The sequence below is a fragment of the Bifidobacterium xylocopae genome (assembly GCF_003315615.1).
In the GTDB taxonomy this organism is placed as follows: domain Bacteria; phylum Actinomycetota; class Actinomycetes; order Actinomycetales; family Bifidobacteriaceae; genus Bombiscardovia; species Bombiscardovia xylocopae.
On sequence record NZ_PDCH01000015.1, the window covers coordinates 25,573 to 37,686 of the forward strand.

Below are 12,114 nucleotides of genomic sequence, written 5' to 3' on the forward strand. Positions count from 1 at the left end.
GCGGTACCGGCAGCGCCGACGCAAATGTCGGATTCAGCCGGCCTGTTCAGCCAGACGGGAGATGCGGGTCATGAATTCATCCAGGAAGCGCTGCACGTCGACGCCGACAGCAACCTGCATGGACTTGTGCGAATCATTCAGACGGGTGTTGTCACCGATGGTACGGCCTCGGGTTGGGCCATCCACGTCCACCTGCATGTTGATCGGCAGGGTTGTGACGAGAGTGGGGTCTATCGCAACGGCCACGGCCAGCGGGTCGTGCAAGCCACAGCCGCCCAGGTGGGGGGACGTGGTCTCATAGGCCTTGATGTAGAAGTCGGTCATGTCGGCAAGGAAGGTGGAGGCCTTGGTTCCCAGGTCGCGCCACCGTTTGGTCTCCTTGTAGGTCAGCAGGGTCTGGAGGGTCACATCCAAACCGACCATGGTCACCGGAGCGCCTGAGCGGAAGAGCTCATTGGCGGCATCCGGGTCCTGGGAGATGTTTGCTTCCGTCCAGGCGGAGACGTTGCCGCAGACGGTCAGGGCTCCCCCCATCAGGACGATCTTGCCGATCCGGTCCTTGATCTCCGGCGCCTTGCGCAGCGCCGCGGCGATGTTGGTCATGGGACCGGTGGGCACGTAGACCAGGTCATCGCCATAGGTCTTGACCGCGTCGATGATGAAATCGACCGCGGACTGGCTCTCGGGCCGGCGGCTGGAATCGGGGATTTCGATATCACCTATGCCGTTCTTGCCATGGATGAACTCGGAAACGGGCAGCACGGAGAAGGAATCGGCCTTCTCGGCGTGAGGCAGGCCCGGATAGACCTTGACCTCAGAGTGGCCCAACAGGTCGGTGATAGCCAGGTCGTTGCGCATGCCCTGCTCAAGCAGGACGTTACCGTAGGTGCCGGTAATGCCGATCAGCTCGACCTCCGGGCTGCCCAGGGCATAGGAGATGGCCAGGGTGTCATCGACACCCGTATCGAGGTCAAGAATCATTTTTTTCATTGTCGTCGCCTTTCACAGGGTGCCCGTGCTGTCGGGAGCCGTCGAAGTCTCCGAGGAGTCTTCTTTAACTCTATACGGGCGCGATGCCGCTTTGCTTGCAACACTCCGTATAGTAAAACGTTTTATCCACCTTGGCAAATCCTCCCCGGGCATCAGCACCCTGAGCGGCGTCAACGCCCGGCGGCTGAGGCCCTCTTCATCCGATCCAGGAAACTCGCCCGGAACCCGCAACTGTCCGCATCGACACAGACCGTGACCGCGGAACCTTCCCCACTACGAGCATAACGCCCCGGCCCGAACTCCACCACAGTCGCGCCCAGGGTCAGCGGACTCGCCACCTCGACCGCCACTTTGGCCTGGCGGGTGGTGAACAATCCAGGTTCCAGCAGATACATGGCCGCCGCCGGCCCGGGGACCCCCACACCCACACCCGGCCGCGCCACGTACGTACGAAGCAGGGAGCCCAACATGGAGCCCACCTTGCCACAAGCCTCCAGGGACTCCATCTCATCGTCCCCCAGCATGAACATGCGCCCCACATCCAAGCCCGCCATGACCAGCGGCAGACCCGAGCGGAAAACGATGCCAGCGGCCTCCGGATCACAGACCGCGTTGAACTCACCGTATGCGCTGACATCCCCCCGACCGGTCGAACCGATCATCATGACGACCTGTTCTATCCGGTCACGCACCTCCGGGAAAGCGGTCAGCAGGAGGGCGACATTGGTCAACGGACCGAACGTGACGAGGGTGATCGGCCGCTCGCTCTCCATCAGAATCCGGTGCTCCTCCAGTACCGCACTCCGCTCGCACAGGAGCGAGCGATCGGGAGCCGGCAGGCCGATTCCCGCAGCCGCCTCCACATCCCTGGAAACCCCCGCATCCTGTGCGGGCCTGGTCAGAGGAGCCGCCGCCCCCCCGGCCACAGGAATCCGCTCGCCAAGGAAAGGCAGCAGGCGCTGGACCCTGGTCGCCACGACCTGGACGGACGCCCTGCCATAGACACTGGCGATGAGTCGCACCTCGATACCGGGGTCCGTGGCCAGTAAGGTGATGGCCGCAGCATCGTCAATGCCGGAGCCGGTGTCGATGATGATAGGACTTGCGTTCATTGATCTCTTCCCGCTGGTCCCCGGAGAGCGATGGCGCTCGTGCAGAGGAGGGAGAAAATAATTTCGGAAACAATTTTCTCTCGTTAGGCTAACAGAGCACGGAGAAACTGTCAACCGATACGGCGGCCAGTGGCCCAATGGCGGACCGACTGCCGCCTTCCATTGAATATCGTGCGTTCCCAGGTCCCGACGACACCGTCAGTCAGATACTATGGAGCCGGGGGAACGGCGCAGATCAGAAAGACACTACCTACTGATGAATATCAAAGAAATCGCCCAACTTGCCGGCGTCTCCCCCTCTACCGTATCGAAAATAGTCAACCACAAAGACGACAGCATCGCCGAATCCACCCGCGAGCGCGTGCTGGCCGTAGTCAAGCGTCACCATTACCGACCGTATGCCTCGAGCATAAGCTCAGCAGGCCCCAGCTGGCGGCTTGGAGTGCTCCTACGCGACTCGGTCTCCATGGACACCACCCTCGATGGCATCATCAGGACCGCACAGGACCACGGTTACGGCACACTGGTCTACAACAGTTTCGGGGACCAGGCACAGGAACGGGCCAACCTTGAAGCTGCCCTGGCCCAACGGGTGGACGGCATCATCTGGGAGCCGGCCAGCGCAGAGAGCCTGGAGCGCAACAGCGGGGCGATAAACCTGCCGGAACTGACCATAGGCCCGTTGGGTGACGACGAATTCACCATGCTGCCATACGAACAAGCTGCCTACAACCTGACCAAGGAACTCATCGACCGCGGCCACCGTCGCATCGCCTGCCTCCTCAGCCCCGGTAGACGGCGGGACAGCTTCCTGACCGGGTTCAAACGCTGCCTCTTCGACCACAACCTGCCCTTCCAAAGCAGCGACATCGTCTCCCGGCCTGATGCCGGACTCCTGGAACGCATAGATGACAGACGCTTCACAGCGGTGGTCTCCTCCCACTACAAGCAGGCCCTGGAGCTTTACCAGTATGCACGCAACCTGCATTACCAGGTCCCCGAAGATTTCTCAATACTGACCGTCCGCAACGACACCAGTGAGATCCTCCGCTACCCGGGCAGCAGCGAAATCTCCTCTTATACCATGCGCAACGCGGACTTCGGCGCCTACCTATGTACGCGGATGGTGAACGCCATCGAAGAGGGGCGCAAGGAGGCACCGGGGTTCACCCAGGAATTCCACCTGAGCGGCGACAGCACCCTCGGCGAACCCAGCGACCGCAGACGCCGCCGGATTGTCGTCGTCGGCAGCATCAACCTCGACACCTACCTGGCCTCCACCAATCTGCCCGAGGCTGGTGCGATAGTCGATACCCACGGGCTTCTTTCCATAGCCGGCGGCAAAGGCACCAACCAGGCGGTCGGCGTCGCCAAACTCGGACAGCCTGTCTCCCTGATCGCAGCCGTGGGGTCGGACAGCGCCGCGGACCTCATCTACGAATCCCTCGCGGAGCACAATATAGACACGGAGGGCGTGCGACGGGTCGATGGAAGCGAAACCGGGAAAGTCTACATTTTCGTCGACGACCAAGGCAAGTCGATGACCTCCCGTGTCGCAGGGGCCAACGCCCTCCTAAGCCCCGAGGACATCATTTCGAAGGAGCGGCTGTTCGACCGGGCCGCATACTGCCTGATGCAAACGGTCGTTCCCATGCCGACGATTGAAGCCGCCTGCCGCATGGCCCACAAGCATGGGGCCTCCACCATCATCAAGCCCTTTTTCTGCTCGCAGCTACCGGATGAAGTCCTACACGAGTGCGATATTCTGGTCCCCAGCGCGGCCGAGTTGAACCGGCTCAGCCCCGGACGTGGCTCACGGGCAAGCAAGGCCGCCCAGCTGCTTGACCGGGGTGTGGGTTCGGTCATCGTTACGACCGGCCGGAACGGCTGTACGCTGTATACCCACGATCGTGAGCAGGACTTCCCGACCCGACAGATCAAATCAGTGGACGACACAGGTGCCGGCGATGCCTTCATCAGCGCCTTGGCTTCCTACCTGCTGGACGGTCACACACTGGACCAGTCCATCAGGGCGGCCAATCAGGCAGCCGGTCTCTCGCTTACCCACGAGGGCGTCATCCCCTCCCTCGCCGACCGCCACGAATTGGAGCGCAGCCTGGCCCGCTGACATCTTCAGCTTGGCCAGGTGCTATTGCATCCCCCACAACACCAGGGATTTCGACTCCACCAAAGACCCCTGGACGCTGTCGTCAACAGGGACCAGCTCCTCAGCGTGGACCCTGGTCTGGTGGCGCCACAGCCGTGCACGACGACTGCGCTCCACTTCAATCACCTGGCCGTCAACGCCGGCAGCGAAGATGTTGCTGCCGGCCTGCTGACCCATACGTCGAACCTGCCGACGCAGCTGCCGGTTCTCCTCTGCCAGCGCCAGAATCCTGGTCACACCGGCCAGATTGATGGACTCCTCCTGGCTCAGACGCTGTGCCTGGTTGAGCCGGTCCACGTCACGAAGGGAGTAACGCCTGGCGCCGCCACCTGTGCGCTGAGGCACGACCAGGCCCAATCGATCATACTGGCGTAATGTCTGGGGGTGAATATCCGCCAGTTTGGCCACCAATCCCACACTGAAGACCGGAAGGTTGATGTCGACACCATGCTCATCGGCCAGGTCCAGACTGACCCTCCCCGCTATCAGGGAACGGGCGACGGTCTCGTAGGCCTTACGGGTGCGTGAATCCACTGCCGCCATAAGCGCTGCAACCTCCTTCCGGCCTCAACCGAATCAACTCGCTTGACAAGCATCAGTCCTGGAGCCGCTCCTGGGCCAGCTCCCTGTCGAAGTCGCCCGTGGCCTTGGCGAACTCCTTGACCGCACGACGACCAGCCAACCCCAGCTTGCCCGGCACACGAATCTCCACCCGGCCGACCAAATCGCCGGCACCGCGCCGATCCTGTACCCCCAGACCGCCGATCCTCACTTCGTCCCCGGAGGAGGACCCGGCTGGCAGTTTGAACGTGACTTCCTGCCCGTCCACATCCAAAGCTCTGACCTTGGCACCCAAGGCGGCCTCGGAAACCGAAACCGGCAAAGGCGTCACTATGTCCTTGCCCCGCATGGTGAAACGGCCGCCGGACTTGACGGAGATCTTCAGGTAGAGGTCACCGCTTGGCCCTCCGCCTACACCCGGACGGCCTTTACCGGGCAGGCGAATCCGCTGGCCGTCCTTGACACCGGCGGGGATATGGGTCTTGAACTTGACCCCACCCACACTCAGTGAAACCGTGGCTCCTTTGACTGCCTGCCGGAAGGTAAGCGCGATGCCGGAAGTGCGGTCCGCGCCTTTTTCCGCTCTGGGCTGCTCACGATAACGTTGGCCACCGGTATTGAAGCCGCTCGTACCCGCTCCCCCACCGAAGGCGGAGAAGAGATCGGACAGGTCCGGTCCGCCTCCGTTGGTGGAGAAGCGCACATGCCCACCGCCCGGCATTCCTCCGCCGAACATTGATCCGAAGATGTCCTGGAATCCGTCCGAAGAGAAACCGCCACCGGGACCTCCGGAGCCGCCCGCGAACCTGGCCCCGCCCATGCCGAACTGACGTATGGCGTCGTACTTGCGCCGTTCGTCCTTGTTGTTGAGCACATCGTAGGCTTCGGAGATGTCCTTGAACTTCTCCTCCGCCTCCTTGGTCTTGTTCAGATCCGGATGGTATTTCCGGGCGAGCTTGCGGTAGGCTTTGGTGATGTCCGCATCACTGGCGTCCTTGGAGACACCGAGGACTTTGTAGAAGTCCTTGCTCAGCCATTCGTTCTCAGCCATCCATGTCTCCTTTCTTCATCTTGTATTCGTCACCCGCCATTTGGCACTTGCGACCAGACGTCAGCCTGCCTCCCTACTTCCCCTGGGGGGAAGCGACCACTACGCGGGCCGCGCGGATGACACGGTCCCCGATCATGTAGCCCGCCTCGACGACCGTGTCCACGGTCTCCGTCTTGGCTTCCGGGTCGGGTTTGTGGAGGATGGCCTCATGCCTGGTCGGATCGAAATCCTCGCCTTTCTCGCCGAACTTGACCACACCGAACTTCTCGAAGGTCTTGTCGATCTTGGAAGCCACGGCCTGGAAGGAGTCGTCCAACCCGCCATGTTCGCGGATCCGGTCGATATCGTCCAGAGCGGGCAGCAGGGAGGTCAACACGTCGGTCACGCCGTGCTGGCGGAAGGTCTCCTGTTCCTTGAGCGTGCGGTTGCGGTAGTTGACGAACTGGGCGCGCTCCCGCTGGAGGGCCTCCAGGTAATCGGCCGCCTCCTTCTTGGCCCTGCCTAAGGGGGTCAGGTCATCGCCCTGGCCGTCTTGACCGGCCTGGGCGGTTCCCCGGTCCCCGTCCTGGGTCTCGGGTTCCTTGCCCTGGGGCTCCTTCTTCTGGCCCTGCGCGTCATCCGCACCGGGCTGGGCGGCGGTCCGACCATCCCGGTGCGGCTCCGCCTTGCCTGTCCCCTCTTTCGGCTCTCCGCCCTTGGCGTCACTTCCGGCGGACGCCGGGTCACCCTTGAGCGACTCGGCGTCCGACATGCCATTCAGGTAATCGTCCTTGTCAAAGGTTGGCATGTCACTCGCCATCCTTCTTCTTGTCGTCGTCGTCCACGACCTCGGCGTCGACCACGTCGTCGTCGGAACCCGAAGCAGCACCCGCTCCGTCCGAACCGGCCGCACCTGCCGCCGCTGCATCCCCGGCACCCTGCTGGGCGTAGAGGGCCTGGCCGATCTTCTGGGCCGATGTCATCAGCTCGGACTGTGCGGACTTGATCTTGTCCATGTCCTCACCCTTCAGGGCCTCCTTCAAGGCGTTGACCTTGTCGGTGACCTCCTTGGCGATGTCATCGGAGATCTTGTCCTTATTATCATTGACCAGCTTCTCGGTCTGGTAGGCGGCCGCCTCGGCTGCGTTGCGGGTGTCGGTATCCTCGCGGCGCTGCTTGTCCTCGGCCTCGTGGGCCTGCGCCTCCTTGACCATCTTGTCGATCTCGTCCTTGGGCAAGGCCGATCCACCAGTGATGGTCATCGACTGCTCCTTGCCGGTGCCCTTGTCCTTGGCGGACACGTGCACAATGCCGTTCGCATCGATGTCGAAGGTCACTTCAATCTGCGGAACGCCACGGGGGGCCGGAGCGATGCCGGTCAGCTCGAAGGTGCCCAGCGGCTTGTTGTCACGGGCGAACTCGCGCTCACCTTGGTAGACCTGAATCAGCACTGAAGGTTGGTTGTCCTCAGCGGTCGAGAAGACCTCGGAACGCTTGGTCGGGATAGCGGTGTTGCGGTCGATCAGCTTGGTCATGATCCCGCCCTTGGTCTCAATGCCCAGGGACAGGGGGGTCACATCAATCAGCAGGACATCCTTGCGGTCGCCCTTGATGACACCGGACTGCACGGCGGCGCCGACCGCCACGACCTCATCGGGGTTGACGGTCTGGTTGGCCTCCTTACCGCCGGTAAGCTCCTTGACCAGATCCTTGACTGCAGGCATACGCGTGGAACCGCCGACCAGCACCACGTGATCGATGTCCTGCACCGAGATGCCGGCATCGTGCAGCACGTTGTTGAAAGGCGTGCGGCAGCGGCCCAGCAGGTCCGAGGTCATCTCCTCGAAGTGAGCCCTGGTCAACGTCTCATCCAGGTGAACAGGGGTGCCATCGGGCGTCATGGCCAGGTACTGCATGGAGATGGAAGTGGTGGAGGAGGAGGACAGCTCCTTCTTGGCCTGTTCAGCGGCTTCCTTGAGCCGCTGCAGGGCAATCTTGTCCTTGGACAGATCCACGTTGTACTTGTTCTTGACCTCACCGACCAACCAGTCGATGATCTTCTGATCCCAGTCATCACCACCGAGCTTGTTGTCACCGTTGGTGGCCTGCACCTGGATGGTGGAGAAGCCGTCGTCGTCCTTGCCGATCTCCAGCAGGGAGACATCGAAGGTGCCGCCGCCCAAATCAAAGACCAGGATGCGCTCGTCCTCCTTGCCCTTCTCCAGACCGTACGCCAGGGCCGCGGCGGTGGGCTCGTTGATGATGCGCAACACATTCAGACCGGCGATCTTGCCGGCGTCCTTGGTGGCCTGGCGCTGGGCGTCATTGAAATATGCCGGGCAAGTGATGACGGCGTCAGTGACCGGTTCACCCAGGTAGGACTCCGCGTCCCTCTTGAGCTTCAACAGCACCTGCGCAGAAATCTCCTGCGGGGTCCACTTCTTTCCGTCGATGTCCACCGACCAGTCGGTGCCCATGTGACGCTTGACCGAAGAGATGGTGCGGTCCACATTGGTGACGGCCTGGCGCTTGGCGACTTCGCCGACCAGGATCTCACCGGACTTGCTGAAAGCCACGACCGACGGCGTGGTGCGAGCGCCCTCGGCGTTCACGATGACGGTGGGCTCGCCGCCCTCCAGCGTGGCGATGCACGAATTGGTGGTGCCCAGATCGATGCCTACTGCACGTCCCATATGTTGCCTCCTGGCTCTTGCGGCCCGGTCCGTACGGCCCGGTGCCTCATTTTCCTTGCGTTACGTTATCGCTCTCATCTTTTGGCGATCCACCGTGCCCCTGAACCGGAGAGCCACGGCACAACCACCACTAAAACTTGAGCCTACATCACTCAACTTCCAAGGGCAACTTATTATTCCCACCAAAACAAAACCACCAATACGAAAGATGGCCGGCCCGAGATGGACACGGACCGACCATTCCTTCAGCACTACGATTACGCACTCAACAATTCCAGCGCTTGAGGACGTTGTCTCCTTTGTAGCGCCCCAGGACACCATAGTGGGCCGTACTCATGCGCAGGAGCCGGGCGGCTGACGGATCAAGCCCCAGCCATTGGGTCGCGAGGATGCGAAGAACATGAGCATGGGCGACCAGCAGCACACGTTGCCCCTGTTCGACCATCGGCTGCAACTGGCGCACCACAGCCAGCGTCCTTACTCCCACCTGCTCCAGGCTCTCACCAACACTGTCGCGCACGGAGACACTGCCGCCCGAAGGCAGCGGCGCCTCGCGGTCACCGCCCAGCCGGGCATCGATCGTCTCGGGACCATCCTCCCACAATTTCCAGGACCATCCCATGAGTCGCGCGACTTCACCCTCCCTTCGGCCTTCGGCCCGCCCGTAATCCCATTCAGCGAGTGCATCCAAGATCGCCGCCTGTCCGAAACCGGCCAGGCTTGCCGTCTGCCGGGCCCGTTCCAGGGGACTGGAGAAGACGCACCCCTCGTCGAACCCCTCCGGGAACTCCCGGGCCAGGCGCAGGCCTACCTTGACGGCCTGCCGTCGTCCTTGCTCGACCAAAGGCAGGTCGGTCCTGCCTGTGTATTGCCCTGACCGGCTCCACTCCGTCTCTCCGTGGCGCAGGAGCACCAAACAGCCTCTCGCTTCAGCCTCATCGCTGGCAAACTGAGCCATCTCTACCATGGTTCCAGCCTAGCATCCGTCCTCGTCGTCCCACCTTCACCCATTGGCCCATACGCCGCAGCCGCGCCCTGTGCGATAATGGGGACATGAGTCAAGCGGACGGGCATGACATGAGCGCTACAGCCGATAGTGCGGTGGCGAAATTCCACGCGATAGACGAGAAGGTCGATGCAATGCGGTCTCAAGTGAACGCCGACCCCGATTCCCTCGGGGACAAACTGCTCAAGTTCGCCTTGCCCAGCCTCGCCGGGCTGTTGGCCGGCAAGCTGTTCAAATCGGTATGGGATTCCCGCAATACGGCCCGTAACAACGGCATCGAGCAACATGACGACGGCCAGGAGCAGGAGAGCATGGTCGCCAGCCTGGTCTTCGCCGCTCTGTCCGCCGCCCTGACCGCCGTGGTGTCTGAACTTTCTGATCGGGGCTCCCAAGCTCTGGTGAGCAGACGCCACCGGCGCTCCTGACCCTGTGCCCCACCGCGATTGCACGATCCACTGTCGGGCAACGCCGCATAGCACAGGCTCGCCACTTATTCGGGTGACATAATTTCACACATATCCCTTGTGTACCGGTCTGTTCTGCTGCAACAATGTCTCATATGACGAATACCCAAAAGACTACCGAAAGCATACAGGATGACCAGGCCGCGGAGGCCTTCCCGGCACCCAATGACACGATACGGACACTGCTCGGCCGCCGGTCCATCCGTGCGTTCGCGGATGAACCCCTGGACCAGGGCATCATCGCAGCATTGGAGGCCTCAGCCCAACATGCGGCAACCAGCCGCTACTTCAACGAATGGTCCGCCATTCGAATCACGGATCCATCCATAGCCCAGGCAATCGCCGATGAGGCCCACCAGAACTACATCACCCAAGCGCCCCTACTCTATATTTTCCTGGCTGACCAACGACGCAACGCCGACCTCATCGCCGCCGAGGAGACGAAGCACAGCGAATCGGATGACGGCTTCATCCTGAACACCAGCTACGCTTTCCTGCAGGCCCAGAACGACGCTGTCCTGGCCCTGCACGCTATGGAGACCGCCGCCTACTCCATGAACCTGGGATGTGTGATTCTCGGCTCCATCATGAACGATCCGGATGCCTTGATCGACTTGCTCCACCTACCCAAGCTGGTCTATCCTGTCCTGGGCCTGGCCATCGGCAAACCAGCCCAGGATCCAGCGCCGAAGCCACGCATGCCCCGGCCCGCTCAGATTTTCGAAAACACCTACCAGCGAGCCAACGAAGAGGAAATCAACAAGGCCCTTCAGGACTTTGACCGGACCGTCTTCCGCTACTACCGAGACATCCGCCACATGGACGCCCCACGCAAGACCTATAGCCAGATCATGGCCGACAAGGCGTTCGGCACTGCCGACGGTCACAGGCCCATGGCGGATTCAATCAGCCGACAGGGTTTCGACTGGACCAAATAAGCACTGGAGGACTACCGGCCATCGATGCCACTCAACTGTGTCATCGGCATCGCGCGGCCGGTGGTGTGTGAACATTCGGACCTTGCCTGCATTCACCGCCGCCGGGGTTTGTATCCTCGTTTCCGCGACCTGCGCTTACCTCGTCCCGCCCCATAGACGGCATACACATATCCGCCAGGTTCGTGGCTTGTCAGGTGCCAACAGCCGCAGTATTCACAGCGGTAGACCCAAAGCTCTACCCCGCGTTCCACGTAACTCTGATCCGCAGCCTGTTCAGCCACGGTTCTACTCTTATACATGATCTTGGAAGTGGACGCGCAACGCTTAGGCACAAAATAGTGCATGGCCGGCGTCCTCCTTCCGTCGCTGTCGTACCATGTCGTGACCTGACCATGGTCCAGGATATAACGCCCTTAAGCCCGCAAACATGATTGCACGAAGGTTCGTTGTCGTTGGCACTGGTAAGGTAGCTCAAAACTGCGGTTTTCAAAATCCGACATTACCTCGCCAACGTCCTATCCCCCGACGGGCATAGGAAAAGCGCAACCGGCCAGACAATACGCCATCAACACGGCTCATAACTCATTACTGAGCATACTGTTCAAGACTCACAAGCCTTGGCGAACCCAGTTCCAAGCCTGGGATTCCACACACAAGTCATGAAGAAACCCCTGGATCTGGGTATTCCATCATTACAGGGCATTCCCGTCTCTAAACAGTGCGTGAACCCGCAGGAACGAACCGAGCCGATGGCCTACCTTGCTCATCTGCTGTTTTCGCTTCCCAAGTATTGAGGTAGTTCCAGTAACACGCTGACACAGGTTGACAGCAGACTCCTGGTTTTCCGATCCGCTCAGATTCAAGGCCCGATCAAAAGACTCCTGCATCATTGACCTAAATCAATTGCTTAACTCGTTCAACGTTTTAGCCTCTGAAAAATACCAATACCAGAAACTTCATTCTTGAAGTAACTGAAGGTCAATTCGTGCCGCAACAGCGCTTAACCCAAATAACTCCGTACGTGAGTCTCTGTGTTTGTGGTGGTGGTATGCGGGCGGGCCCGGGGAGCGTTCGCTCTCCGGGCCCGTCCTTACGTGTGATTTGCGGTGGTGTGCTACTCTCCCACACCCTCCCGGGTGCAGTACCATCGCCG

General features: G+C 61.2%; 12 protein-coding genes. 4 read left to right on the top strand and 8 right to left on the bottom strand.

All coding sequences use genetic code 11. The features are described from left to right. Positions 1–33 precede the first annotated feature (33 nt). Both CRD59_RS06500 and CRD59_RS06505 read right to left on the bottom strand, forming a co-directional pair. Positions 34–990 (bottom strand): nucleoside hydrolase, encoded by a 957-nt coding sequence (locus CRD59_RS06500; protein ID WP_113853881.1) that lies wholly within the window; start codon positions 988–990, stop codon positions 34–36. A gap of 170 nt (positions 991–1,160) precedes the next feature. Then, positions 1,161–2,102: a nucleoside hydrolase gene (locus tag CRD59_RS06505; RefSeq protein ID WP_113853882.1), complete on the bottom strand. Its 942-nt coding sequence runs from the start codon at positions 2,100–2,102 to the stop codon at positions 1,161–1,163. 256 nt (positions 2,103–2,358) lie between these two features. On the opposite strand from CRD59_RS06505, the gene CRD59_RS06510 reads away from it, so the two are divergent. Beyond that, a complete protein-coding gene (locus CRD59_RS06510) occupies positions 2,359–4,230 on the top strand; it encodes a PfkB family carbohydrate kinase (RefSeq protein WP_113853883.1) in 1,872 nt (623 codons plus the stop codon). 21 nt (positions 4,231–4,251) lie between these two features. Here CRD59_RS06510 and CRD59_RS06515 read toward each other — a convergent pair whose 3' ends face one another. The 5 genes from CRD59_RS06515 to CRD59_RS06535 form a co-directional block, all read right to left on the bottom strand. After that, positions 4,252–4,812 (bottom strand): heat shock protein transcriptional repressor HspR, encoded by a 561-nt coding sequence (locus CRD59_RS06515; protein ID WP_113853884.1) that lies wholly within the window; start codon positions 4,810–4,812, stop codon positions 4,252–4,254. Between the two features lie 52 nt (positions 4,813–4,864). Further along, positions 4,865–5,881: a DnaJ C-terminal domain-containing protein gene (locus CRD59_RS06520; RefSeq protein WP_113853885.1), complete on the bottom strand. Its 1,017-nt coding sequence runs from the start codon at positions 5,879–5,881 to the stop codon at positions 4,865–4,867. A gap of 73 nt (positions 5,882–5,954) precedes the next feature. After that, positions 5,955–6,668: a nucleotide exchange factor GrpE gene (grpE, locus tag CRD59_RS06525; protein ID WP_113853886.1), complete on the bottom strand. Its 714-nt coding sequence runs from the start codon at positions 6,666–6,668 to the stop codon at positions 5,955–5,957. Position 6,669: 1 nt separating this feature from the next. Next, positions 6,670–8,553, bottom strand: coding sequence for a molecular chaperone DnaK (gene dnaK, locus CRD59_RS06530; RefSeq protein WP_113853887.1), 1,884 nt, complete (start codon positions 8,551–8,553; stop codon positions 6,670–6,672). Positions 8,554–8,818: 265 nt separating this feature from the next. Beyond that, positions 8,819–9,511 (bottom strand): histidine phosphatase family protein, encoded by a 693-nt coding sequence (locus CRD59_RS06535; protein ID WP_113853893.1) that lies wholly within the window; start codon positions 9,509–9,511, stop codon positions 8,819–8,821. Positions 9,512–9,606: 95 nt separating this feature from the next. Here CRD59_RS06535 and CRD59_RS06540 point away from each other — a divergent pair, with 95 nt between their 5' ends. Together CRD59_RS06540 and CRD59_RS06545 are read left to right on the top strand one after the other, a co-directional pair. Beyond that, positions 9,607–9,984: a DUF4235 domain-containing protein gene (locus tag CRD59_RS06540; protein WP_113853888.1), complete on the top strand. Its 378-nt coding sequence runs from the start codon at positions 9,607–9,609 to the stop codon at positions 9,982–9,984. Positions 9,985–10,118: 134 nt separating this feature from the next. Then, the gene (locus tag CRD59_RS06545; RefSeq protein WP_113853889.1) at positions 10,119–10,961 is read left to right on the top strand and encodes a nitroreductase family protein; all 843 of its coding nucleotides are present in this window, start codon (positions 10,119–10,121) and stop codon (positions 10,959–10,961) included. 92 nt (positions 10,962–11,053) lie between these two features. Here CRD59_RS06545 and CRD59_RS08205 read toward each other — a convergent pair whose 3' ends face one another. Then, positions 11,054–11,305 (bottom strand): hypothetical protein, encoded by a 252-nt coding sequence (locus CRD59_RS08205; protein WP_113853890.1) that lies wholly within the window; start codon positions 11,303–11,305, stop codon positions 11,054–11,056. Between the two features lie 315 nt (positions 11,306–11,620). Here CRD59_RS08205 and CRD59_RS08295 point away from each other — a divergent pair, with 315 nt between their 5' ends. Then, complete coding sequence (locus CRD59_RS08295) at positions 11,621–11,755, top strand: hypothetical protein (RefSeq protein WP_269088375.1); 135 nt, start codon at positions 11,621–11,623, stop codon at positions 11,753–11,755. The last annotated feature ends 359 nt before the right edge of the window (positions 11,756–12,114 follow it).

Coding starts and splice junctions, on each gene's coding strand:
- CRD59_RS06500 (WP_113853881.1), bottom strand. CDS start 990: ATGAAAAAAATGATTCTTGACCTCGATACGGGTGTCGATGACACCCTG.
- CRD59_RS06505 (WP_113853882.1), bottom strand. CDS start 2,102: ATGAACGCAAGTCCTATCATCATCGACACCGGCTCCGGCATTGACGAT.
- CRD59_RS06510 (WP_113853883.1), top strand. CDS start 2,359: ATGAATATCAAAGAAATCGCCCAACTTGCCGGCGTCTCCCCCTCTACC.
- CRD59_RS06515 (WP_113853884.1), bottom strand. CDS start 4,812: ATGGCGGCAGTGGATTCACGCACCCGTAAGGCCTACGAGACCGTCGCC.
- CRD59_RS06520 (WP_113853885.1), bottom strand. CDS start 5,881: ATGGCTGAGAACGAATGGCTGAGCAAGGACTTCTACAAAGTCCTCGGT.
- grpE (WP_113853886.1), bottom strand. CDS start 6,668: ATGCCAACCTTTGACAAGGACGATTACCTGAATGGCATGTCGGACGCC.
- dnaK (WP_113853887.1), bottom strand. CDS start 8,553: ATGGGACGTGCAGTAGGCATCGATCTGGGCACCACCAATTCGTGCATC.
- CRD59_RS06535 (WP_113853893.1), bottom strand. CDS start 9,511: ATGGCTCAGTTTGCCAGCGATGAGGCTGAAGCGAGAGGCTGTTTGGTG.
- CRD59_RS06540 (WP_113853888.1), top strand. CDS start 9,607: ATGAGTCAAGCGGACGGGCATGACATGAGCGCTACAGCCGATAGTGCG.
- CRD59_RS06545 (WP_113853889.1), top strand. CDS start 10,119: ATGACGAATACCCAAAAGACTACCGAAAGCATACAGGATGACCAGGCC.
- CRD59_RS08205 (WP_113853890.1), bottom strand. CDS start 11,305: ATGCACTATTTTGTGCCTAAGCGTTGCGCGTCCACTTCCAAGATCATG.
- CRD59_RS08295 (WP_269088375.1), top strand. CDS start 11,621: ATGAAGAAACCCCTGGATCTGGGTATTCCATCATTACAGGGCATTCCC.